We start from the raw sequence: 24950 nt of genomic DNA, 5'->3' as shown, positions 1-24950 counted from the left end.
ATAACTAAATAAACTATGCTTAATTTTAGCATAAATAGTGATGGTTAGATCCTTGCCATTTAGGTATTTAGCCTAGTCCCAGACTAAAAAATACCGACAAAAGTTCTGCCGGTATCTTCATCTTAAATTTGAATCTCTCCTACCATCCACCACCCGATGTCCTTTTACCGCGAACCCGAACGCCAGGCACCAACCAACAACAGCGGTCACACCGATCCGAATCCAGATCCAATCACGCCAACCAAGCCAGCGCTCGATTTGCCACAGTAGAACCAGCCAGAAGACGTTGCCTAAAAAGGCGCGATAGGCATAAATCGCGAGGAAGTGAATGATGCCTAGCCAACGCACTTGCTGGCGAATGCACCAATCGGCTAACACGCAAATGAGTCCAATCATACATAGCGCGTAAATCGTTATGGACGGTTTCAGATAGGGCGCATTTGCCAGCTTTACTGGGGCACCGAAGCTGCGCAGCTCTGTATTGGCCCGTAGCCACGCCATAATTGCGACAATCAATAGTCCCCACCACCAACGCCGAAGCCAGCGCATCATGGGCTCGTAAAATAACCACATTGATATGCCTAAAATTGCATAGGGTAAATAGCTGATGAATAATCGATCGGCTAAATACCATTGATGTTGGTGCAGTCCATTAAAGATGCTGAGGTCATAAACGGCCAACCACCAACTAAATCCGACTGCGAGCATGATTAAAACGCCAATTTCCCGCTGCGGGTGACCATTTAACCAACGTGAAAGTGCCAACCAAAGTGGCATTAATATAATAAATTGTAGCATCATCGTGTTGTACCACAGATGCGGTGCAGCATTCCCATTGATAAACTGCCAGTTGAAGGTCGCAATACTGTGATAAGGTGTGTGCTGTTGCTGACCTGGCATAAAGATTAAGTACACTGCGGTCCACAAAATCGTTGGCATCATCAACGCGTGCCATTGCTTTTGCAAATAAGGACCATACTCGCGACGACTCATCAATGGTGTCGTCCGCAGCGTCGTAAATAAAATACCAAATATAAACGCTGGGGCGGTGAATTTAACGGCGTCGTACACTGGAATCAGGCTACGTTGCATTGCCCAAGGTAGCGCTAATTTGCTTGCCAGACCTAAGACCGTTTGCAACATAACGGCGCTACAAGCGGCAACTTTCAAAAAATCGCCTAAATCCGTTCGATTCGGATCAAGCTGAGTATCATAATTGGTCATTCACTCACCTCCCAGTCACCAATGCCTTCACTGTACCATGTCTGGCAGAATCTGATAATTGGTATTCAAAAGTGCTCTTGCTTGGCTTCTTTCTCAGCAGGTGCCTACAATAACGGCAAATAGTTTAATTTGTCGGGGGGACTTTTATATGCGAAAGCAATTTTGGGGCGGCCTAATCGCGATGATCGCTGTCGTTACGGCAGTTATCTCATGGACAACCTTCACCGCCCATCAAGCGACGAACAATTATACCTACAGTAATGTGCCGACCTTATACTTACATGGTTACGGTGGCGGCGCGTCAGCATCTAATCATCAGATTGCCGCTGCTGAAAAAGCCGGCGCTGCCACCAAAGTGTTGACTGCTCGCGTGACGAAAACGGGGCACGTCAAACTCAGTGGTCACTGGCGCTCGGGCAAAGTGAATCCATTAGTCCAAGTTATCTTTGAAAATAACCGTAACTCTGACTTCAAAACCGATGGCCAGTGGCTTAAAAACATCTTGACGACGCTGCAATCGCGTTATCACATTAAGCAATTCAACGTTGTCGCTCACTCAATGGGCAACATGGCCGTCATGTACTATGAAACGGCCAATGGACAAAACAAGAATTTACCACAATTGAATAAACAAGTGGATTTGGCCGGTCACTTTGATGGCATTCTTGGCCGTGGCGACAAGCCGAATCAAAATCGCTTACTAGCGAACGGACAACCCAAAACGATGGATCAAAACTATCGCTATCTATTGGCACACATCAATAACTATCCCAGCCACCAAGTTCGCGTGCTGAATATTTACGGCAACTTAGAGGATGGCAGCAATTCCGATGGACGGGTCAGCAATGTTTCATCACGTTCCCTCAAGTACCTACTAGGAAACCGGCCCATCAGCTACCAAGAACACATGATTAAGGGCAAAGATGCCCAACACAGTAAATTACACAATAACGCTCAAGTTAATCGACTGGTGATCAACTTTTTGTGGGGCAAGTAGCGACTAACCTGTGCTATCGCACTATTTTGCTATAGATATTACTGACAAGGCTCTCAGTTATTTGCTATCCACATTAGTTCTCGTGATCCACTCTTTTACCGAAAAATCCGCCTGCGTTTTCGTCGTAGTCTTCATTTGCTTAGATATTCAAGTCCCTTTTCCCCCTTTTTTCGTCAAATCCTTGTATCCTAGCGGTAACAACATCTAGGAGGCACTCGCCATGGCAGATCCAACACCACTCATTACCGTCGTTGTCACCATTTACAATCTCGGTCACTTTTTGGCACCGTGTTTAACCAGCCTGAGAAATCAAACTTATCAGAATTATGAGGTGCTCCTTGTCGATGATCACTCTACTGACGAATCAGCGACTGTCGCTGATCAATGGGCACAGCAGGAAACAAACTTCACGGTGACTCACCTTTCCAAGCACAGTGGCGTTTCCGTTGCGCGTAACTATGGCATTGAACATGCTAATGGCGCGATTATTGTCTTTGTCGATGGCGATGACAAGTGTGAGCCAGCATACTTGGCCACCTTTGCAGAAGGTTTAGCTGATCCGAATATCGATTTAGTCACCGTCGGCTCAAGCTGGGGCGGCTGGGCGCGCGGCGCCGTGCGGCAACTTTCAGGTTGGCATGAGATTTCACAGGCAGACATGCTGGCAGAAGCAACTGAACATGGTACTCAAATTGGTGGTTACACGTGGAACAAAGCCTTTCGAATGAGCGTAATTAATCAGCTGAAACTGCGCTTTGACACCAGTTTGGCGTTAGCAGAAGACTTGTTATTTACCGCTGAATACGAAGCTGGCACCACCCACAAGTTTCTCTTTAATCCTGCGATTCTTTACGACAAGGTCAGCCGTCCAGGCAGTACCATTCACTCAGCCACGCGTCAAATGCGAGACCGCGAATGGGAGATCGACCAACGCATTGATGATCTACGCAACCATCTTGCCCAATAAAGATTCGTCACTTTTTCGCACCCTGATTTTGTCGTTTACGCGATACCACCTTTACGCTAGAATGACGCTAGTGAATCTAGGAGGTGTGCCTTTGGAATTAAACGAAAACGCCATGACGCCAGCCAGTTATCACCAAATCCAAGCTGATATTGACGCGTTAACTGCCGATCGGCCTCGCCGGATCAAACGTTTGGCGGACGCAGCCGCGCTAGGCGATCGCTCAGAAAATGCTGAATATAGTGCCGCTAAACGTGATCTACGTTGGTTGGAAAGTCGCCTTCATTATCTCAATAAATTGCAACAGTACGCTGAAGTCATCACACCACAAACCACCGACCACGTTGAATTAGGCCGCACCTTTACCGTGATGTTTGATGCTGATCCCACCAATACGGCGACCTATGAACTAGTCGGTAAATTTGAGGCTAATTTGGACGAAGGTAAAGTTTCATTTGACTCACCACTTGGTCGGGCCGTTTTAGACCGATCGGTGGGCGCCACCCAAACGGTCGCTGCACCCAATGGCAACTATCAGGTAACGATCACTAACCTGGCGCTTTGAGGTCTGGCTTTTTTTCATCACTCAAAACTTTTCTCTCCACAGCTGCCATGTTATGCTGTAGCTAATAAAGTAAATGATTCCACCGGGAATTTGTCAATGAAGACAACATCAACATTTCGTTAGGTCTGAGAAGAAATGTTGACGGTTGTCTATTTTTTTGGAGGTTTATGTATGTCATGGATTTATCTAGTTTTTGCTGGTTTATTTGAAGTTGTCTGGGCGTCGGCCATGAAATTAAGTGCCGGTTTTACTCAGATTTTTTGGACTGGCACTACCGTAGTCGGCATGATTCTTAGTTTTGTGATGCTGTCATTATCCCTAAAGGATCTCCCGTTAAGTGTTGCTTACCCGATCTGGACTGGTATTGGCGCCGTTGGTTCAATCATTGTCGGCGCACTGATCTTTCAAGATAAATTCTCACCACTCACCTGGCTGTTTGTCGGCCTACTCGTAGTGGGACTGATCGGGATCAAACTAACGACGTCTCATTAACCACTAAAATACGGTTTCATCTAGCTGCAATCCTTGACTACAGTGATGAAACCGTATTTTCATTTGAATTTGATTTGAATTATTTTAGAAACGCGCTCGGCCTAATGCATGTTGGGCAGCCAGGTTCAAGATACTCCACTGCCGGTCAAAACCAGGTTGGAAGAAGAAATCAGCCGTCGCCAGATCTTCAACCGTCAACTTGTGCGCTACCGCTAATGCGATCACATTACCTTGCGCGGTAATATCGTATTTAGACAGCACTGCGCCACCTAACAACTGATGGGTCAATGGGTCAAACGTCAAACTAACGTAAACATCCGTGTTGCCCGCCCTTTCTGGGACGTAGTTGGGCCGCAATGAATCTTGATAATAGCTTGTCGATACGGTGATATTTGCCTTATCTGCAGTAAACGTGTTCAAACCAGCTGCTGCAAAATGATAATCGAAGACGCTCAACGCTGAAGCACCGATTACACCCTTAAATGGCACTGCTGGTGTTGTTTCAAACAAATGATCGACCACGTATTGTGCTTCACGCCGCGCCGTCGTTGCTAAGGCAATTGGCATCTTTTGCCCAGCCGGAATCGATAACGGTAAAATCGCGTCCCCGATGGCGTAAACATCTGGCAAGTTGGTTTGTAAGTATTCATCCACATCGATGAAGCCGCGGTCGGTTAAGTTCACCGTATCCTGTAGCCAACCAGTATTCGGTCGTACACCTGCCGCACTGATCACGAGATCTGCCGGATATGTCGTTGACTTGGTCGTAACACCAGTGACCGTATCAGTTCCTTCAAATTTCTGAATGGCTGCACCCATGGCTAATTCAATCCCATGACCGGTTAATTCTGGTGCGATCAAATCCGTCAATTCCTGGTTAAGGTAGTTACCCAGTGGACGATCAATCATGTCGAGTAACGTGACATGTTTACCAGCCTTGGCAAAGACTTCAGCGGCTTCAATGCCAATATAGCCAGCGCCAATAACCGCTACATTTTGAATTTGCTCATTGGTCAAAGCAGCTTTGATTTTGGAAGCCCAGTCGTAACCACGCATCAAGTAAACATTCTTTAACTCATGCCCTGGGACTGGCAATGTGGTTGGCGTCACCCCAGAACTCAAAATCAGCTTATCATAAGCCACCTGTGTTGTTTCCCCACTAATGGCATCCTTCACACTAACTTCTTTTTTGTCCGCGTTAATGGCTGTCACTTCATGATTATTTAGCACATGGCCGCCTTTTTGAGTGATGTCTTCTGGCCGGAAATTGCGCACATCATCTTGTGCAGTGACTTGATCTTCTAAGAATAATTGCATGCCACACGACATGAATGAAACAAAGTCACCGGCTTCAAAAATTGTTACATCAACATTCTCATACTTGTCTAAAATCTCAATCGCTGATTCGTGACCACCATGAGATGCCCCTACAATAACAACCTTGGTCTTTTCCATTTTCTTTCAGCCTCCGTTTATTTTTTGTCAGTTTAGAATTATTCTAATTGATCACCAACATACTAACCATACGACAGCCTACCAACGGATGCAAGCATATTTCAACACAATTTAATTGTGGACAACTTATCGTTAACAAACCTACCAATAAATTTTAGGTAAATATTATCATTTCAATTGATGTCACTTTAACGGAACCTGCTCACCATGCTATACTAGTTGGACCAAAATAATCTTTATAACAAAAAGGAGTTTACTTTCGATGGAAAATGAAACACACGTAGCCTCTGATGCTAAACCTGGACCCAGTCCGCTCTTTACCGCCAGCACCGCAACTGTTCTAGCTCAGTATCAAACCGATTTTGAACAAGGCTTGACCACTAAGATGGCTGCCGATCGCCTGGCAAAAAATGGGCCAAATGAATTAACCACCACCGTCACCCCCAAATGGGTGATTTTTCTCCGCCAATTTAACAATGTGATTATCTACATTCTGCTATTTGCGGCGGCCTTTACCCTCGTGATTCGTCATTACTCAGATGCCGTTGTAATCGGGTTAGTGGTGATTATCAATGCATTAATCGGTTATTTCCAAGAAGTAAACGCCAGCAATGCGCTCGACAAAATTAAATCAATGCTCTCGACTGAAGCGACCGTCATTCGTGATGGCACGCGAACTGACATACCCGCGGCAGACTTAGTTACTGGTGATATCGTTTATTTAGAAGCTGGTGACAATGTTCCCGCCGACCTACGCTTGTTAGATGCCGACAATTTACGGATTCAAGAAGCGGCACTAACTGGGGAAGCAGACGCGGTCACCAAAACATTTGCGCCGTTGATTGACCAAAAAACACCGTTGGCCGACCGAACCAACATGGCCTACGCCAGTACCGCGGTCACTAATGGGAGTGCTACTGGGGTGGTGGTTGCCACTGGTGCTGAGACCGAACTTGGTCAAATTGCGACAGATGTGACCGATGTCAAACAGACTAAAACACCGCTCATGCGTGAACTAGACGGCTTAGGCACGTGGATTTCCTACTTCATCATTGCGGTCGCCATCGCATTGTTTATTTTTGGATGGCTTCGTCACCTTTATGCGCTCCCAACCTTGGCTTTAGCAGTGATCACGATGGTTGTCGGTTCATTGCCTGAAGGCCTCCCCGCTTCGACATCAGTCATCTTAGCCATGGGTGTCAACAAAATGGCTAAGAATCATGCCATCGTCAAGACATTACCATCTGTTGAAACGTTAGGCGCCGTCGACGTAATCGCAACTGATAAGACGGGGACTTTGACCAAAAATGAAATGACGGCTCAAGATATTATCACCCAAACGGCGCACTACCAAGTCACTGGGACTGGCTATGCGCCTAGTGGAACCATTACTTTAGCGGGTCAACCGGTTGATGTCTCCGCCGAAACAGCTTTAAAGCAACTGCTCATCAGTGGCTTTGAGGCCAACGACACGATGTTATACGAAGAGGCTGGGCAGTGGTTAATTAACGGCGAACCCACTGATGGTGCGTTTTTAACCCTGTACCACAAGGGATTAGGCCAGTCAGCCCCCGCTTATCAAGAGCTTGATCGCATTCCCTTTGACTCCGATTATCGTTACATGGCCCGTTTGTCCGTAAATGACACAGGTCAACATGAAATCTTCATCAAAGGAGCACCAGACAAAGTTTATGAAATGGCGCAGGCTGCTGATCCTACGTTTGATCGTACTAAGTGGGATACTGCCATTCATGACTTAACCCAAGCCGGCAAACGGGTTGTGGCAGTGGGGCATCGGCTGGTGCCGGAAACCGTCAACCAAATTGACCATGACACGCTCGCGCAAGGTATCGATTTTCTCGGCATCGTGGGGATTATTGATCCGCCACGTGAAGAAGTTATCGCCGCGTTAAAAGAAATGCGGACCGCCGGCGTTAAAGTGAAGATGATCACTGGAGATCACCCAGACACTGCCACCGCGATTGGCCGCCAACTCGGCCTAGCTGCGGATATTCAAACGATCACTGGAACTGAACTTGACCAACTTTCTCCTGAGGAATTAAAAGCAACGATCAATCGCTATGATGTCTTTGCCCGCACAACCCCTAGTAACAAATTGGCCATTATTTCGGCTTATCAAGAAACTGGTAAAATCACGGCCATGACCGGTGATGGCGTCAATGATGCGACGGCGCTAAAAAAGGCGGATATCGGGGTCGCCATGGGGATCAAAGGAACCGACGTTGCCAAAGATGCTGCAGATATGATCTTAGTGGATGACAACTTTACCACGATGACTAAAGCGATTCGCGAAGGTCGCCGGCTCTACGACAACATCAAAAAGACAATTGCTTTTCTCCTACCCACTAGCTTTGCCGAAGGATTAATCGTGGCCTTTAGTATTTTAATGCAACAAGAATTGCCGCTGGTCCCAACCCAGTTGTTGTGGATTAACATGGTCTCAGCGATCACGATTCAATTTGCTTTCATTTTTGAACCAGAAGAAGATGGACTGATGCATCGCCCACCGCGTCGTACTGGGGCCGCGTTAATGAATCGTCACGATGTCTTTCAGATGATTTATGTGTCAGTGCTGATTGCCGTAATGGGCTTATGGATGTTTGATCTGTTGACTGGTCAAGGCGTCAGCCAAGTCATCGCTAGCACAATTACCGTCAATGTGATCATCATGGGTAAAATCTTTTATCTATTTAACATTCGCACGCCACATCCCGTCATTTCTAGGAGCTTCTGGACCAACCCGATGGCCTTTGTCGTGATTGGCCTATTACTACTCTTACAAATCGCCCAAGCCTATCTACCATTTATGCAAGCGATCTTTAAAACAGGCCCCATGTCACTTAATCAATGGGGATTAGCCATTGCGGCCGGGTTTGTAACATTAGTTGTCACAGAAATTGATAAACTAATTCGCCTAGCTCTGAATAAACGACGGCGACAGTTTAAGGAACATTCAACCAACATCAATTAGATCAACCAAATGAAGCTTGAGCACTAGCTGGCTATTGATGTCCCACCCTTTAGCAAATTTGATTTAAAATCAAATTTTGCTTTTACTTTTGTCTCAAACTATAGTGTAAAACGAAAAAGACAGTCCTCAATGGAAACTGTCTTTTTCGTTTGTGCTCATGCTTAATAACCCCTAACGATCGTGAATTGTCTGTACTGTGATTAATACGACGGCGCTAAGACATCACTATTTGTACAAACCATTGGAACAGTCAGCAAAGGATGTAACTTGAAATAATGCTTGATTGTCGCAATTTCTGTAACGTACTCAGGTCGAATTAACGTCAATGGAATCGCCTGAAGTTCAACTAATAACGCAATGTTTTGCGCTTGTCTGGCCACGACAACTTGTTCATCTAAAACATTTAACATTATCCCCACGTCACCAGCCTTGGTGCGCAAGAGAACAAATGTAAGTACATTTTCAATAAGCTTTCCTTGATCCATGCGTTCATCTCCTGACAATTTTGTTGCTTACTTTGTACTTTGCTACACTTGATGACGAAAATAAGTTCGCAGTGTTGTTAATCCCATGGGAATAAGTGAAATTCCCACAATTCCCACTAAGATGATTTCAAAATTCGCTTTGACAAAAGGGATACTACCCAATAGATAGCCAGTGCCAATGACAACGCTCACCCACGTGAATCCACCCAGAGCGTTGAACTTAAGAAAGTCTTGGTAACGCATCTGTCCCATACCAGCGGTAAAGGGCACCATCGTACGGACAATTGGCACAAAACGACCCCAAAAGATCGCTAAATTACCATGCCGATTGAAAAAATGTTGTGTTCGCTTTAAGTACTTGGGCTTAATCAACCGTTGCCACCGCTGCTTATTCACCACGTAATTACCAAATCGATGACCAATTTCAAAATTGACCCAATCACCTAAGATTGCCGCAGAACTGAGTAGTAAAATGAGCAGTAATGGTGTTTCATGAGGAATTGTGACAGCCAATGAACCTGTTAGGAACAGGATTGAATCGCCTGGAAGAAAGGGCATGATCACAACGCCGGTTTCGATAAAAACTAATAACCATAACACGAGATTGACGAGTCCAAAATGTGAGATCATTAGTGCCGGTAGCCACGTTGTCACGTGGCTGAATGTAAGCAATAAAGTTGTCAAAAAACCACCTCACCTTCCAACTTGATCTCATCATAGTCGGTCAGCTGAGGTGGCACTACTTACATCACCTGAAGAATAAATTAGTTTTTCTCATGAAACCAAGGGCCCAAAACTGACTGTAAAAATCGCTCCATGTGGCTGATTATCTGCCACTATAATTTTGGCGTGGTTCAATGTCACTAGTTGTTGCACAATCGCTAAGCCTAAACCAGTCCCAGGAACCTGGCTGGAGCGAGCTTCATCAACTCGATAAAAACGTTCAAACACATGTTTCTTATTCTCATCAGTGAGACCAGGACCTTCATCACTAATACTCAAATTGATCTTATCGTTTTGCTGGGTCAACGCACAGGTGATATTGCTCGATTCAGGTGCATACTTTAAAGCGTTATCTAACAATCCCATCAGGATTTGTCGAACGCTTTCCGCGTCAGCCAAAACCAAACAGGTCGGAGGAACCTGAATTTGAATTCGGCGTTGAATTTCCGTTGTGTAACCCATCACCGTCGTTTTAACAATGTCACTTAAGTCCACCGCTTGTAAACTTAACTTCATCTGATCATTTCGGCTGATCGCCAATAAATTTTCCACTAAATGTTGCATCCGCTGTGATTCTTCATCTAAATATTTCAAGGAGTCAGCAATAATCTCGGGATGTTCTTGTCCACGACGGCGTAACAAACTCACGTGGCCCCTAATACCTGCCAATGGCGTCCGCAATTCATGAGAGGCATCCGCGACAAATTGATGTTCGCGTGCCATTTGGTCATTCAACGAAGTCAGCAATTGATTAAAACTATCTGCTAGCTGCTTAACTTCTGTGGGCGCACTGGGTACAGGTAATAACGCTTGTTGTTGCCAACCTCGAATTAAACGGGTTTGAGTCGCTGTTGTCAGGTCTGTTAACGGCCGTGTCAACCGTCGTGTCATCAACAAGATCAAAGTGATGCCAATGACAAAGCTAATCAGTGCAACTACCAACACACTTAATAATGTCAGCTGCACAACTTGCAAAATGCTATTTAAGCTTAGCCAAACTTGATAGTACGCTCGTTTCGTCAGTTTACTACGGTAATAAAAAACCCCATGCCCATCCACAAAGCGAACCGCTGAAAAAATTGGCGCATTGCGATGTTTAGCCGCCAAATAAGCTCGCGTTCCTGGCGCATAAAAAATTGCATCCGTTCGTCCAGTTTTCGTAATCGTTTGGATTTTAACGTAGGTTCGCGATGAATCTTCTTCACTAGTCGCTTGCCAAGCATCCCAATTGGGCGATTGATGGACAAAAGACGCTTGTAGTGACTGAATGACTTTTATCGCGGCTGTTTCTCGGTTACGAATCAATAGGGTACTCACAACACCTGCCGTAAACACTGCACTAAGTCCAGTCGTCACTAACATAATCAAAATGTACGTTCGAATAATCAATCCAGCGCTGGAATGACGATCAATTCGCCACCGTTGCCTAAGCGTCATCAGTGATCACCTTCAATGTATAGCCGACCCCGCGAATTGTATGAATCAGTCGCGGGCGCTGATCCCGATCAATTTTATTACGCAGATAACGAATGTACACATCCACAATGTTAGTTTGCCCCACAAAGTCAACACCCCAGACGTGGTCGAGTAATTCATCGCGCGTAACCGTCTCGCTCTGATGTTGCATCAAATATAAGAGCAACGTGTATTCTCGCTGAGTTAATTGAATAACGCCATCACCACGAGTTACTTGATGTGATTTCGTATCTAACGTCAAATTAGCAACCTGATACCGTGGTGCAATCGTGTTTTGCTGTGCAGCTCGGCGAAAGATCACCCGTAAGCGCGCTAACAATTCCTCGATCTCAAAAGGTTTCGTAATATAATCATCCGCTCCGTTATCAAGCCCAGCGACTTTATCACCAATATAGTCACGAGCAGTCATAAAGATCACTGGCAGTGTGGTGGTTTGTTTACGAATGCGCCGAAGCACTTCTAATCCATTTAATTTGGGAATCATCCAATCGAGTAAAACCACACCCAAAGTTTGCTGATGGTCCTTAAATAAGGCCAATGCCGCCTCACCATCTGCAGCTACTAGCACCTTGTAGTTCTCAAAAGTCAATTCCGTTTTCAAATAGGCACTTAGACTGGCCTCATCTTCAACAATCAAAATTTGATTACTCATCGTTTATCCTTCCACTAAGTAATGCTGTTGGTGAATTAGCTTGACCACACTAGTTGTCCTTGAGTTCGAAATCGTCGATGCCAACGATGCCAACAATACTCTAGCCCGATGAAAAGACTCGTCACCAGCGAAATCAAGCCGCTAACCTGTTGCCAATTCGTGCCTGCATAGCCAACTTTAAGTACACCAGAGCCAGAAACGTTCACCTTAGTTAATCCACGTTGATTTTCCGTCGTTGTAACCAATTGATGATCAAATTGGTTAATCGCTTGCATACCCTTATAATACACTAGCGGCAACGTTATCGTTGCTCGTTGTCGTTGATTATGCACTTGATATCGGAAAACAACATGTCCAGCCGATGTTTTGGCCGCCGTGATGGTGACATCTTCCTGATCGTAAATCAAAACGCGCTTTTTATGATCTAATATATCGCTGTAAGAAAGTCCTTTGGGCAAATATTCATGTCCCGACCCGATGTAGTAAGAATCGATTCGATTAAAGGCAGTCGCGGATTCAACTCGTTTAGGACTGGCCGCTACAGTATTTTGGCTAAGGCGTAACCCTAGTAAAATTGTAACTAGCCCCGTCAAAATTACGAGTCCACGCGTATAATAGCGCACGTGAACCACGTTTAAATCAGCTAAATCGAAGGCGACAAGGAGACTAATCAGTGAGAATAAGCGCCATGGAAATTGCAAAGTGTTAAAAAATGTGTGGTCAACTAACGTCCACGGAAACAACGTTGTCGTCATGAACAAAAGAGCCATTGCCATCAATGCTAAATCACGATTCTTATCCTGGCGGAAGGCCATTACTAACGTCAATAAGCTCCCTAATAAGATTATGGGGCCGACATTAACTGTCGATGCGTGAAACACTTGGTTAGAAAGCGAATTTTCAATTAATGAACTTAATGGAACCGCTTCATGTGAAATATAAACTAACGGTGTTGAAGTGACTTGAAAAGTCTGGGATAGTAGTTGCTCACCAACAGGAATTAAGTATGCGGCTAACAGCAAACCTGCAAGATTAGCTGCCCAAAAGAACTGCCGAACTCGATGCTGCCGCCAAAGTTGCCGACCATGACTGAGGACGTACAACCCACAAAAAAGCGTCATCATTTCTAACGAAAGCATATGTGCGTAACCAATCGCTGCCATTCCAATCGCTAACAACAACCAAGCCCGATGATCACCTCGGCGAAGCTTGATCAAACTAGCTAGCACCAGTGGAAAGAAGACCATTGCCACGGCTTCACCTAAATCTTGACGACTGAATAAATCTTGCAAATGATAAGTACTTAGCCCATACAACAAGGCAAAGATAACACTGCGTTGACGAGATAAATTCAATTGGCGACCGGCCCATTCAGTAACCGACATTGTCGCAAACAAAACACCAATGAGCATGCCAAAATAAACTTGCGCCGAACTAAAACCGATCAATCGCATGCTAGCCGGCAAATAAATGAATAAAGTTGGATAGAATAAACTAGCAGCATAACCGTAGCCACCGGCAAAAAAGGCATCCACCCGTGGCAGAAAGTTGCCATGCCGCATAGCCTCATAAAGACTTTCAATCCGATTTTGATGAAAGTGGTAATCACCTGTCGCAAAGACTTGCGAACCATGAACCAGTGCCATAAACATTACTAGACTAATCACCAAAAATCCGAGATTGATCAATAGTGTCGTCTGCCAACGAGATTTTGTCTGCATGCTTCTCACCTATTTTCATCTAGTTGCGGATGCCTTCATCATTTTAAAAATCGCCAACGATCTGACCCGTCGACGATTTTGAGCTAAACCTTATTTTTGATGAGCCATTGTTTCCTCGACTGGCTGTTCAAGTTGAACCGACGTAGAGCCGGATTTTTTGACGATGACCGTTAAAACGATCACAAAGGCAACGAACCAGATCAGTGACATACCACGATTACCGAGCACACCACCGTGAAAATCATAACCAAAGTAATCTGCAAAACTTGCCCCAATCGGCCGTGTCAGCGCATAGGCGGCCCAAAAGGAAATGATTTCTGGTAGTCCATTTTGAGTTGGTTTGCCAAAGCGACGAAAGGCGACAAGTACCAAAAAAATGGCGCCTAATAAGAGCCCTGTGTTTAAAAAACCTAACCCTAAACTACTCGTGTCGATATTGTAGGCTCCAGATCGAGAGCTGGCCATCCAATCACCGGCTGCAGTTCCTAACATAAAGGAGAACGCAACGGTCAACCAATAAAAAACTTCATTTAAACGACTGGTAATGTGATGAATTGATAAATCATGGCTTTGTGAATACCAGACGGCAAAACTAGCCAACATCAACACGAAAAAAATCATCGTGGTTTCAAAATAATGTAGCCCAGTGACTGCTTTAAAGCCATCAGCAGAAAAGGTACCAAAGACTGCCAGTAAGGCAACGGACAACCAATAATTAATGGGCTGATAACGATCATTGCGTAGCTGTCGAATCAGAAAGAAGCTAAACAAACCCAGTGACCAGACGACGGTAAAAATAGCTCCAGCAACTTGATTCTTTTGCCCAAAAATGCCAACAGAAAAATCAGAAACAGATTCTCCTAACCCAGTTGAAATCAATTTAGCTAGCCAGAACCCGCCAGTAATCAATGGGACTTTACTGTACGCAAACTGTCGATCCATACTCATCACTTCTTTCATAAAATTTCACTGCATTATTCATAAGCTATGCCTGTATTACACCACCACCGAACAGTTGCCTCTACTCAAGTTTGCTTAAAAACATCTGAATTTTTCTCATAAAAACTATCCAGTTAGTTCAGATATGGCCGATCGACGACAATCTTTATTATAAAAATCCAGCAAATTGTCAAAATACATTTTAAACACCAAAAAGTATCGATCATCAGGTAAACTAAATCTATCGACTGACATTCAAAAAAACGGGGCACATATTCCATGACAAAAAAACATCCACTACTGACATTGCTCACTGCTTTGCTCATCGTTGTTGGCGGTGGCTACTTTGCTAATCACTCTAAAACTACTGACTCATCGCCAGTGACTAGTTCCGTTCGTCAAGCAACGCGTCATTTGGCGAAATCTGCTAGCCAATTAGCGGGCACTTCCTCAGCACCACAACCTCACGGCGCCAAGGTTGCTCACGATGCGACAGATACCCAATTACTCGCGTTACAATTTGATCCGACCAAGTACCCTGAAAACTATGCCAATTTAGGCAAATCCACGTTAACCCATTTACAAATTCACGACGCCTTAACCCATAATCATGAGCGCGCGTGGGTCAGTATCGATCCCCTAGATGCGTTAGGGCGTAGTGGTACTGGGCAAGCATTGGTAACCTATGATTCCGTGGAATCAACTTCACGAATGAAACGGCCACCATTTGCTGAAAGTGCTGATCCAACTGGCTACCGAGGCAATAACCGCATTGCACAACTCGTCGGTTACCGCGGCTATTTCTATAATCGCTCACATACGATTGCTTGGTCGTTAGTCGGTAATCTCGGTGGCCCAGACTCGTCGGCCAATACCATCATGCAACGGCCTAACCTCACAACCGGAACGCGAGCGCAAAATGTTGGGACTAACGGACGAGGCACGCATACCGCCGGGGGAATGGCTTACGCAGAAACCGCGATACGAAACTTTGTCCGTTCACGCCCCAATATTCCCGTCTACTATGTGGTTACCCCACTGTATCAAGGTAACGAAATTGTTCCACGTGGAACGCACGTCCAAGCGGTCAGTGCCTCCGATAATGGAGCGGCACTAAACATCAACGTATACGTGTTTAACAACCAAAATGGTGCCACAATTAACTATGCAACAGGCAGCTGGACGCAGAATTAAAGTCAGCTTACCTTCATAATTCACAAACAAAAACGACCTAATTTTCACGAAAATCCGTGGAGAATTGGGTCGTTTTATGTCATTTAAGCTATTAGAAAATGGTTATCAAAGTGCAACCAACTAGTTGATTTTGCGTTTCGGGTTCAAAATCCCCATCGGATCCAATAACGATTTGATTTGATGTTGCACATAGTCGACGTTATCGCCTAGTTCTTCGTTAACCCATTGATTTTTCAACATTCCTACCGCATGTTCGCCAGAAATCGTGCCGCCTAACGCCAAGGCCTTTCTAAACATCAACTGTAAAGCTTGGATCACGTTGTCGGGTACTGCAGTCTGGTCCTTGGGCCACGTTAGCGTGGGATGAACATTACCATCGCCAGCATGCCCAGCCGTGAACACGTTGACGTGCAATTGATCAGCCACTTCAGTAATATAGTCCATCATTGGTGCCAGCTGTGACATTGGGACTGCCATGTCCTCCATCACATGGTTATTGCCGGCAAAAACGGCGGGCAACATGTCTTGACGTAACTTTTCAATGCTGGCCATCTCTGTATCATCAGTGGTGACATGTAAGTGATTTGCGCCATACTGATCGAGAATCTTTTCCGTTGCTGCCAACGCCTCATCACCGCCGACATCCAACCGTAGAATCAACATTGCGCCATTATTTTCAGCGTAATGTGTGCCTTCGTAGACGTCAAGTGCTGCCACCGTTTTAGCATCTAATGCTTCTAACATGGCAGGATAAACACCTGAAGCTCGTACTTCAGTGACCGCTTTTGATAATGCAGTCATATTGTCAAAAAATGCTAATCCCATCACTGCTTTGCCTAACGGAATTGGTAACAGCTTGACGGTAATTTCCGTAATAATTCCGAGTGTCCCTTCTGAACCGACAAACAGATGCGTTAAGTCATAACCAAAAGCTTGTTTAAACGTACGACCGCCAAGTTTTAACTCGCGACCGTCAGCCAAAACAACTTTGAGCCCCAACACGGCATCACGCGTGGCGCCATACTTCACGGTGCTCATACCGCCAGCGTTGGTTGAGGCATTTCCACCAATGCCTGAAATAGGTCGCGATCCAGGATCGGGGGCATAAAACATCCCAATTTTATTGGCCGCTTCATTCAAAGTCTGGTTGATAACGCCAGGTTGCACCACGGCTACTTGATCTTCACGACTAATGTCCAAAATTCGATTCATCTTGACTGTTGATAACATAAGAGCGTTGGTTTCAGCATCCGAACCGGAAACAGTACTCGTCGCCGTCGTTTGCGGAATAACGGGCAGATGATACTTTCTGGCCGTCGCCAAAACGCCTTTAATATCATCAACATCGCTAACCTCAATGTAGGCCAATAAGTCGCCATCGGCATCGCCAATGCCATTTGGATCATTTTTATGCTGCGCTAACGTGTCGGCATCCGTGTAAATGTCAGCATGCGGTGCGGCCTGTTTTAACGTTGCGATCATCTCTTCATGTGAATATGCATTAAACACTGCCATGATCTGTGCACCTCCGATTATTTATGAACACACTTACCATAAGGATTTACTCATCAAAGCGCAATTATTTGTGTCGGCAACTAGCCAAATCAGCCAACCACCAGTAAAATGAAAGCCATTATAAAGCATTGTTTGGAGTAATCATGAAAAAATTAAAAAATCGATTAGATGCCTTTAGCGACGCCATTATCGCGATCATTATTACGATCATGGTTCTGAACTTACATACGTTTATCAGCAACGATCTAAACGCCTACCTCAATTTGGCTAAAGAAATTGGTATTTATCTCATCAGTTTCTTTTACGTCGCCAACATGTGGTATCAACACGCAACCGTCTTCAATGAAATCGACACGATTAACTATCGCATCATTATTTTCGATTTTATCTTTCTCTCAGGCCTGTCATTAATGCCAATTGCCACGAGTCTAATGGCTAACAACACGACGCAAGTTAACGTCATCATCTACGGTCTATTATCAGTTGCGATCTATTTCCTTTTTCGCGGGCTTGCCAAAACCATCATTCACCTCAAATATGTCAATAAAACAGATATGCAAAATGTGTATATTAAAATTTATGGTACACATAATCAAGGTTTGTTCGCCATCAACATTGGGGTCATTATTTTAGCGTTGATCAGACCCACCTGGGCGGTCATCTTCTATCTAGGCTTCCCAATTTTTGACTTCTTGATTAATAGTGGTGATCGTCAGGAAATGTATGACGTAGAACAACTCACGCCTGAACAACGCGCCGATTTTCTAACCTTTGACGCCGCTGGTCGTAAGGCTTTCCGTCAGCAGCAACAAAAAATTGCCGCTTTGGCGCAAGAAAATCTAGCCGCTGATACGCCAACTGATTCATCCCCAGAAGTAATTGACGAATCAGTAGCATCAACACCAGCCACTAGGCAACCAGCTACCTCAACATCTGAAAACGGTCCGCGCACACCTCGTTCAACTTCACCGAATCCTCACGTGCCCAACCAACCTAATCCTCATCAACAAAATCGCCATCAAAATTATTGGCAGCAATGGTTAGATTCGAACCCTGACGTGCGTGAAAATGTGACCAGTCGATTAAACGCCCATCAAGGACTCACGCGTGAACAAAAGGAACAGTGGGCCGCTTGGTTTAAACAACAGCGGCAACAAATGCATCAACGGCCAAATCGGTCAAACCAGTCTAATCATCACAATTAAGCGATTGCGATACAAAACCCGTGGAATCCTCAGTTTGGAAACTCCACGGGTTTTGTGTCGAACGCTTCACCACCAATCAATTAAAAACTATTTCACATTTGTGGTACATTTACTCTTGTGGAACATCCACATATGTGCTATAGTAATTACATGAAGGGAGGGTTATTGAACTCATGATGCAAATTGACATCAAGACGTATTTATCAGAACATCATCTGACCATTTATGAAGTTGCTAAACGTAGCGGCTATGGCTATACCACCCTGCACAAATCATTTAATAAAAGACAGACTGACGCAACACCCCTTAACATTCGTGATTTAGACGCACTTGCCCAAGCGCAACACGTCCAGATGTGGGAAATATTGCGTGAGTTAGAAAATCGCTACATGCAGTAAATTTTATTTTTGGCCAGATAACCTTTAAATTAACCTTTGAACAGGATGTTTAGTACAGAGGAGGTACTTAATATGGCACAACAAAACTTTTCCAACGATCCATTTGGTAACAACATGGACGACATTTTTAACCAACTCATGGGTCGCATGAACGGGCTCAACTCTGAAGCTCGCTATTTAGTCAACGGTCGTGAAATGACTCCCGAAGAATTTGCCCAGTATCGGCAAACGGGTAAACTACCGACTAGTAGCCAAGCGACGGCCACTTCAAAACGCCCGGCCCAGGCTCAAAAGCAAGCCGGCATTCTAGAAAAGCTTGGTCGCAATCTAACTCAAGCCGCCAAAGATGGTCTGCTTGATCCAGTCATCGGCAGAAATAAAGAAATTCAAGAGACCGCTGAAATCCTCAGCCGGCGAACTAAAAATAATCCGATCCTTGTTGGTGACGCTGGTGTTGGTAAAACCGCCGTCGTTGAAGGATTAGCCCAAGCGATTATCAGTGGCGACGTACCGGCGGCCATCAAGGACAAAGAAATATGGTCAATTGATCTGTCTTCCCTGGAAGCCGGGACGCAATATCGTGGTTCCTTTGAAGAAAACATTCAAAACTTGATTAAGGAAGTTAAATCCGCTGGTAACGTGATTCTCTTCTTTGATGAAATCCATCAGATTTTGGGGACTGGCTCAACTGGCGGTGAGGATGGTGGCAAAGGTTTAGCTGACATCATTAAACCAGCATTAAGTCGCGGCGAATTGACCGTGATCGGTGCCACGACTCAAGACGAATATCGCAACACCATCATGAAAAACGCGGCCTTAGCACGACGATTCAACGATGTGACAGTGAACGCACCAAGTGCCGCCGACACTGTCGCCATCTTAAAGGGGATCCGCGACCTCTATCAAAAGCACCACCATGTTGATCTTCCTGATGATGTCTTAAAGGCCGCTGTGGATTATTCAATTCAATATATTCCACAACGTTCTTTGCCAGATAAAGCTATCGACTTATTGGACATGACCGCCGCCCACTTAGCCGCGCAACATCCCGTCACTGACAAAGTTAGTCTGGAAGCTGAATTGAAGCAAGCCGAAGCTGACAAGCAAAAGGCTGCTGAAGAAGAAGATTTCGAACAAGCCGCAACGGCCAAGGCTAAGGTAGACGACCTCACCAAACAACTACAACACGCGGATGGCGATGCCAAACGGCCAGTTGCAACAGTCAATGATGTCGCGGCCTCCATCGAACGTTTAACTGGCATTCCGGTGTCACAAATGGGCGCCAGTGACATTGAACGGTTAAAGACAATTAATGAACGGCTGAAAGGCAAGGTCATTGGTCAAGATGAAGCTGTCGACATGGTTGCTCGGGCAATCCGGAGAAACCGGGCGGGATTTGACGAAGGCAACCGTCCAATTGGGAGCTTCCTGTTCGTTGGGCCAACCGGTGTCGGGAAGACTGAACTGGCCAAACAATTAGCATTAGATATGTTTGGCAGTAAAGACGCGATCATCCGATTAGACATGAGTGAATACACGGACACGACCGCTGTTTCCAAGTTGATCGGAACGACTGCTGGTTATGTCGGTTATGAAGATAACGCCAACACACTGACGGAAAAGGTTCGTCGAAACCCATATTCGATTGTTTTGCTCGATGAAATTGAGAAAGCTAACCCACAAGTTCTAACCTTATTGTTACAAGTGATGGACGACGGTCGGCTTACTGATGGTCAAGGTAACGTGGTGGACTTCAAAAACACGATCATTATCGCGACTTCCAATGCGGGCTTTGGTCGTGAAAGCCTGACCGATGACGCGAAACATGATGAGACTTTGATGGACAAATTAGCGCCGTTCTTCCGCCCAGAATTCCTGAACCGCTTTAACGGAATCGTGGAATTCAGCCACTTAACTAAAACCGACTTGCATCAAATCGTCGACCTAATGATCGATGACGTCAATCAAACATTGGCTAAGAAAGACATCACCTTAACAGTTACCGAAGCGGCTAAGAATTGGCTTATTGACCAAGGTTATGATGAAGCAATGGGCGCTCGTCCGCTACGGCGCGTCATTGAACAGCAAATTCGCGACCAAGTCACTGACTTCTACTTGGATCACTTGGATGCTAAACACCTCGAAGCTGATTTGGTAGATGATCAGATTAAAATTCGTGACTTGGACAACTAGTCTTTTAATAGCATCGTGTTAAATAGCCTGATTAACTCAAGCCGCCACTTTAGATAGTTCAAAAACAAAAGGCCACGGAAATGAAACGATTTCCGTGGCCTTTTGTTTTACATATTTTAGAAAATTACTGACGCTTACGTAAGCCTAAAACGCCTGCTAAACCTGCTAAACTCGCCAAGATCGCTACCTCAATTGCGGCCCAACCTGTCATTTGATCAGCACTTGTCTGAGGTAATTGCTGCATCGAATGCTTAGCCGCCGACTTTTGCTGAACGTCCATCTTTGCGTGAGCCCTGGTACCCGCCTTAGCAGCCGCCATCATCGACATGGATTGATCCATGTTTGAAGCACTTTGCGCTTGCATTTTTGTTGCTTGACTATTACTTGGATTTCCAGAATTCATCGAACTAGCTGCCATTGAACCCGTCACATTAGTAGCTGTCGTACCAATTTTATCTGAAGAACCAGCCTGACTATCACTAGACACAGTTGAAGCGCCATTTAGCGTAATTTGAATTGTTTTCGTTCCAAGAACATTAGTCAAATCTGCTTGTCCATTTTTTACGCCATATATTTTAACGATAGCGTTATAAGTCATCGTTCCATTAGCTTTCAACTGATCCAATAATGCCTGACCTGATTTGCCTGTTGTATTACCATTTAAATCAACTTCATAGAAAAACTCGTCTGCATTCATTCCGATTGGTAACAAAGCAGCATTCTTATCTGAACCATTATTTGACCATGGAGCGCCATCGGCAGAATCCAGCAGCAATCGGGTTAACATGCCGTCGCCACCGAAAGCACTAAATGGAATGACTTGATTAACCCCAGCTGTAAATGGGCCTGGGTAATTAGCGGCAGACAGATAACTAGCAGGTACGTTAATCGTTGATTTAATGTGATCTGTTAGCCCATTTAAATTAATGGTCACCGATTTGGTAGCAACCGGTGCTGTCGTATCACCCTTAGCAAATACCTTAACCGTTGCAGCATAAGCCGTTTTTCCATTATCTTTCAGTTGATTTAATAAAGCTTGACCAGCCTTTCCAACTGTATTGCCATTTAAATCAACTTCATAGGTAAATTCATCTGCATTTGCAGAGATTGGCAACAAAGCGGAATTTTTAGCCACTCCATTGTCTGACCATGGTGCACCATCAGACGAATTCAATAATAATCGGGTCAACATCCCATCACCACCAAAGGCGTTAAATGGAATTTGCTGGTTTACGCCAGCTGTGAAAGGACCAGGATATTGTGCGTTGGCCAAATAACTTGCTGGCACAGTGACGTTATCTTTAATATTAGTCGTTAATTGAGCAGCCGTTGGCACCGCCGATGTTGCTGCGGTTGCTGTACTTGTCGTTTGAGCTGGCGCCACACTGACAGGTGAACTAGCTGCAGAAGAAGCTTTAACTGTTGAGTTAGATGAAGTCACATTGGCCGACATCACCCCTACTGTAGTAGCCGCTGATGAAGTAGGTGTTAACGCGACCGCTGCAGCATTAGAACTTGGAGCTGCCGATGACGGTGTCACGATTTGGGTTTCAGTCACTGATTGCGCATCCGCATGGGCGGTTGTAATTTGGCCACCAAATCCGGTATAGAAAGCTGCAACAGCAAGACTACTAAATAACCAGACTTTACCTGCTTTATACATCTTAAAGCGAGTCGAAACGACTTGATTTGTAGACTGAACTTTATTTTTGATCATGAATTTTCCCTCCAGATTTGTACCAAGACAATATTTTGGAATGATTTACTTCATTGGACAATGAACAGCATAACAACTGGCTCTAAAGCGTCTCTTATTCAATTCTTATTTAGTTCTTAAATCGACACGTGCTGAGAAATTATTTGATCATAAACGGACTTCTGCAAAAATAGTCATGTCTTGCCCTTAACAAAATTTTCCACTAACCAAATGGACCTGCGAATTTATGATAATTTCGCAGGTCCATTTCAACTTTTAGTCAGCATTTGAATAAGCAACCGATACGATCGTAGCTCATGAACTAACTCACTCGCATTGACTGTGGCAATGAAAAAACAAAAGTGCTGCCGTGATCGAGGGTACTCGTTAAGGTCACGTCACCACCTAATTGGCGAGCTAATTGGCGAGCAATATATAGTCCCAACCCGCTTCCGCCCGTCCGTGGATTGCGCGATTTTTCTACCCGATACAAGCGCTTGAAGACTTTTTCTTGATCAGCTGGCGCAATGCCAATGCCTTGATCAATAACGGCACAACGCCAAACATCATCTGACCGGGTAACCTTGATCGTTAAATCAGTACCAACGGGCGAGTAATGGATCGCATTCGTGATTAAATTCTGTAAAACGCGTTCCACGGCTTGTCGATTTGACATCAGTCGCTCTGCGCTTGGGTCAAGATCAATTTTTACGTGACGTTGTTCACGATGAAGTTGTGGTTTAAAACCGTCCATGATCATCACCAATAACTGATCGACATAAATCTGATCTGTTTGACGTAAAGTTTCCATTGGCTGATCCATCCAAGCCAATGCACGTAGGTCGTCCGTAAGCCCATTTAAACGCGTCACTTGCTGTTCAATTGATCGCAGATAATCTGATACCTCGCCATCTGACACAACGCCATCCAAAATTGCCTCAGTCTGTGATTGGATAGAGGTTAACGGTGTTTTAATATCGTGGGACAATTGGGCTACCATCGTCGTTCGTTCATCATTAATTCGTTTTAAATCGACGAAAGTTTGTTGTAATTGGTCAGCCATTTGATTTAAATCATTCGCCAATTGACGCAACTCAGCAGGACGTTCAATTTTAACTGACGTCGTGAAGTCTTGTTCGGCAATCGCATGTGTTTGCCGACTTAACTGACGAATACCACGAAAGGTTGGACGTAACATAACATAACTAACACTCAACCCGATGATACTCGTGCCGACCATCACCACGACCAATTCAAGGGCTTCTCTACCCGTTAACAGCATACGTTGTACCGCCAACCACGCGATTACCGCTGATAATATGACCGGGGTGAAAAAGGCAACAATCAATACATTACGTAATTTCACGGGTCTGATCCTCCAATCGGTAGCCTAACCCCCACACTGTTTTAATTGAGGGTACCGGCCGGTCACCGGCGATCTGCTGCAGTTTATCACGCACATCATGCACATGCACATTGAGCGTATTAGCATCGTCGAAATAATCAACGTCCCATACCTGATGATATAATTCGCTTTTTGAGAATACACGATTGGGTTCACTAGCCAATAGCCACAATAAGTCAAATTCTTTATTAGTTAAGCTCACCGGTGTCTGATATAACCTTGTTGTCCGTTGCTCAAACTGCATGGTCAATGGTCCCAACTGAATCTTCGTTTCGCTAGCGCCTCGCTTAATTCGATTCAAAATGTTTTTAACCCGCAAAACCAATTCACGAGGCGAAAATGGTTTGGTCACATAATCGTCCGCCCCTAATGTCAATGCATATAGTCGATCACGCTCTTCGGTTTTAGCAGTAATAAATAGAAATGGCTGTTCAGGCCGATAATCTAAAACCGCCTCCATAAAATCAAACCCATCCATTTCGGGCATCATTACATCCGTAATAATCAGGTCAATCATTCGTGATTTCACGACATTTAATGCCGTTTTTCCTTCATTAGCTGTCACGACTTCGAAGCCCTCACGTTCCAGATAACGTTTGGTCACGTCAACAATCGTTGCTTCATCATCGACCACTAAAATGGCGCCCTTTACCATAACT

General features: G+C 44.9%; 21 protein-coding genes. 9 read left to right on the top strand and 12 right to left on the bottom strand.

The genetic code is table 11. From position 1 onward, the window contains the following. Positions 1–117 precede the first annotated feature (117 nt). The gene (locus ACKTR2_RS04235; RefSeq protein WP_407882837.1) at positions 118–1224 is read right to left on the bottom strand and encodes an acyltransferase; all 1107 of its coding nucleotides are present in this window, start codon (positions 1222–1224) and stop codon (positions 118–120) included. A gap of 148 nt (positions 1225–1372) precedes the next feature. Here ACKTR2_RS04235 and ACKTR2_RS04230 point away from each other — a divergent pair, with 148 nt between their 5' ends. The 4 genes from ACKTR2_RS04230 (at position 1373) to ACKTR2_RS04215 (ending at position 4242) form a co-directional block, all read left to right on the top strand. Further along, the gene (locus tag ACKTR2_RS04230) at positions 1373–2221 is read left to right on the top strand and encodes an alpha/beta hydrolase (RefSeq protein WP_407882835.1); all 849 of its coding nucleotides are present in this window, start codon (positions 1373–1375) and stop codon (positions 2219–2221) included. Between the two features lie 220 nt (positions 2222–2441). Next, positions 2442–3188, top strand: coding sequence for a glycosyltransferase family 2 protein (locus ACKTR2_RS04225; protein WP_407882833.1), 747 nt, complete (start codon positions 2442–2444; stop codon positions 3186–3188). Positions 3189–3300: 112 nt separating this feature from the next. Further along, positions 3301–3750 carry a transcription elongation factor GreA gene (greA, locus tag ACKTR2_RS04220; RefSeq protein WP_407883448.1) on the top strand — a complete coding sequence of 150 codons (450 nt, stop codon included), beginning with the start codon at positions 3301–3303 and terminating at the stop codon, positions 3748–3750. A gap of 171 nt (positions 3751–3921) precedes the next feature. Further along, entirely contained in the window at positions 3922–4242 is a 321-nt protein-coding gene (locus tag ACKTR2_RS04215; protein ID WP_407882832.1) for a DMT family transporter, read from the top strand. A gap of 84 nt (positions 4243–4326) precedes the next feature. Here the strand turns inward: ACKTR2_RS04215 and ACKTR2_RS04210 are convergent, their stop codons facing one another. Further along, positions 4327–5697 (bottom strand): FAD-dependent oxidoreductase, encoded by a 1371-nt coding sequence (locus ACKTR2_RS04210; protein WP_407882830.1) that lies wholly within the window; start codon positions 5695–5697, stop codon positions 4327–4329. Between the two features lie 262 nt (positions 5698–5959). Here ACKTR2_RS04210 and ACKTR2_RS04205 point away from each other — a divergent pair, with 262 nt between their 5' ends. Further along, entirely contained in the window at positions 5960–8689 is a 2730-nt protein-coding gene (locus ACKTR2_RS04205; protein ID WP_407882828.1) for an HAD-IC family P-type ATPase, read from the top strand. 200 nt (positions 8690–8889) lie between these two features. Here ACKTR2_RS04205 and ACKTR2_RS04200 read toward each other — a convergent pair whose 3' ends face one another. The 6 genes from ACKTR2_RS04200 to ACKTR2_RS04175 all read right to left on the bottom strand — a co-directional run bounded on the left by ACKTR2_RS04200 (position 8890) and on the right by ACKTR2_RS04175 (position 14706). Further along, positions 8890–9174, bottom strand: a complete 285-nt coding sequence (locus tag ACKTR2_RS04200; protein WP_407882826.1) for a hypothetical protein — start codon at positions 9172–9174, stop codon at positions 8890–8892. Positions 9175–9216: 42 nt separating this feature from the next. Then, positions 9217–9858, bottom strand: coding sequence for a DedA family protein (locus ACKTR2_RS04195; protein WP_407882824.1), 642 nt, complete (start codon positions 9856–9858; stop codon positions 9217–9219). Positions 9859–9948: 90 nt separating this feature from the next. Beyond that, positions 9949–11334, bottom strand: a complete 1386-nt coding sequence (locus ACKTR2_RS04190) for a sensor histidine kinase (protein WP_407882823.1) — start codon at positions 11332–11334, stop codon at positions 9949–9951. Beyond that, positions 11324–12025 (bottom strand): response regulator transcription factor, encoded by a 702-nt coding sequence (locus tag ACKTR2_RS04185; protein WP_407882821.1) that lies wholly within the window; start codon positions 12023–12025, stop codon positions 11324–11326. Before ACKTR2_RS04185 ends, ACKTR2_RS04190 begins: the two co-directional genes overlap by 11 nt. A gap of 35 nt (positions 12026–12060) precedes the next feature. Continuing rightward, the gene (locus ACKTR2_RS04180; RefSeq protein ID WP_407882819.1) at positions 12061–13746 is read right to left on the bottom strand and encodes a hypothetical protein; all 1686 of its coding nucleotides are present in this window, start codon (positions 13744–13746) and stop codon (positions 12061–12063) included. Between the two features lie 90 nt (positions 13747–13836). Then, positions 13837–14706 carry a COG4705 family protein gene (locus ACKTR2_RS04175; RefSeq protein WP_407882817.1) on the bottom strand — a complete coding sequence of 290 codons (870 nt, stop codon included), beginning with the start codon at positions 14704–14706 and terminating at the stop codon, positions 13837–13839. A gap of 258 nt (positions 14707–14964) precedes the next feature. On the opposite strand from ACKTR2_RS04175, the gene ACKTR2_RS04170 reads away from it, so the two are divergent. Then, on the top strand, positions 14965–15879 hold the full coding sequence (locus ACKTR2_RS04170) for a DNA/RNA non-specific endonuclease (RefSeq protein ID WP_407882815.1): 915 nt from the start codon (positions 14965–14967) through the stop codon (positions 15877–15879). A gap of 120 nt (positions 15880–15999) precedes the next feature. On the opposite strand, the gene ACKTR2_RS04165 is transcribed toward ACKTR2_RS04170, so the two are convergent. Continuing rightward, a complete protein-coding gene (locus tag ACKTR2_RS04165) occupies positions 16000–17394 on the bottom strand; it encodes an FAD-binding oxidoreductase (RefSeq protein ID WP_407882813.1) in 1395 nt (464 codons plus the stop codon). A 143-nt stretch (positions 17395–17537) separates the two neighbouring features. Here ACKTR2_RS04165 and ACKTR2_RS04160 point away from each other — a divergent pair, with 143 nt between their 5' ends. The 3 genes from ACKTR2_RS04160 to ACKTR2_RS04150 all read left to right on the top strand — a co-directional run bounded on the left by ACKTR2_RS04160 (position 17538) and on the right by ACKTR2_RS04150 (position 21190). Next, on the top strand, positions 17538–18599 hold the full coding sequence (locus ACKTR2_RS04160) for a TMEM175 family protein (protein ID WP_407882811.1): 1062 nt from the start codon (positions 17538–17540) through the stop codon (positions 18597–18599). 176 nt (positions 18600–18775) lie between these two features. After that, positions 18776–18997, top strand: a complete 222-nt coding sequence (locus ACKTR2_RS04155) for a helix-turn-helix domain-containing protein (protein ID WP_407883446.1) — start codon at positions 18776–18778, stop codon at positions 18995–18997. 72 nt (positions 18998–19069) lie between these two features. Further along, positions 19070–21190: an ATP-dependent Clp protease ATP-binding subunit gene (locus ACKTR2_RS04150; protein ID WP_407882809.1), complete on the top strand. Its 2121-nt coding sequence runs from the start codon at positions 19070–19072 to the stop codon at positions 21188–21190. 124 nt (positions 21191–21314) lie between these two features. On the opposite strand, the gene ACKTR2_RS04145 is transcribed toward ACKTR2_RS04150, so the two are convergent. From ACKTR2_RS04145 to ACKTR2_RS04135, 3 genes are all read right to left on the bottom strand, one after another. Beyond that, positions 21315–22907, bottom strand: a complete 1593-nt coding sequence (locus tag ACKTR2_RS04145; protein WP_407882807.1) for an SSURE domain-containing protein — start codon at positions 22905–22907, stop codon at positions 21315–21317. Positions 22908–23208: 301 nt separating this feature from the next. Next, entirely contained in the window at positions 23209–24252 is a 1044-nt protein-coding gene (locus ACKTR2_RS04140; RefSeq protein ID WP_407882805.1) for a sensor histidine kinase, read from the bottom strand. Next, on the bottom strand, positions 24239–24946 hold the full coding sequence (locus ACKTR2_RS04135; protein WP_407882803.1) for a response regulator transcription factor: 708 nt from the start codon (positions 24944–24946) through the stop codon (positions 24239–24241). Before ACKTR2_RS04135 ends, ACKTR2_RS04140 begins: the two co-directional genes overlap by 14 nt. Positions 24947–24950: the final 4 nt, after the last annotated feature.

The organism is Furfurilactobacillus curtus (assembly GCF_045862785.1).
GTDB lineage: Bacteria > Bacillota > Bacilli > Lactobacillales > Lactobacillaceae > Furfurilactobacillus > Furfurilactobacillus curtus.
The sequence above is the reverse complement of the archived record's forward strand: the minus strand, read 5'-3'. Positions and strand labels throughout refer to the sequence as shown.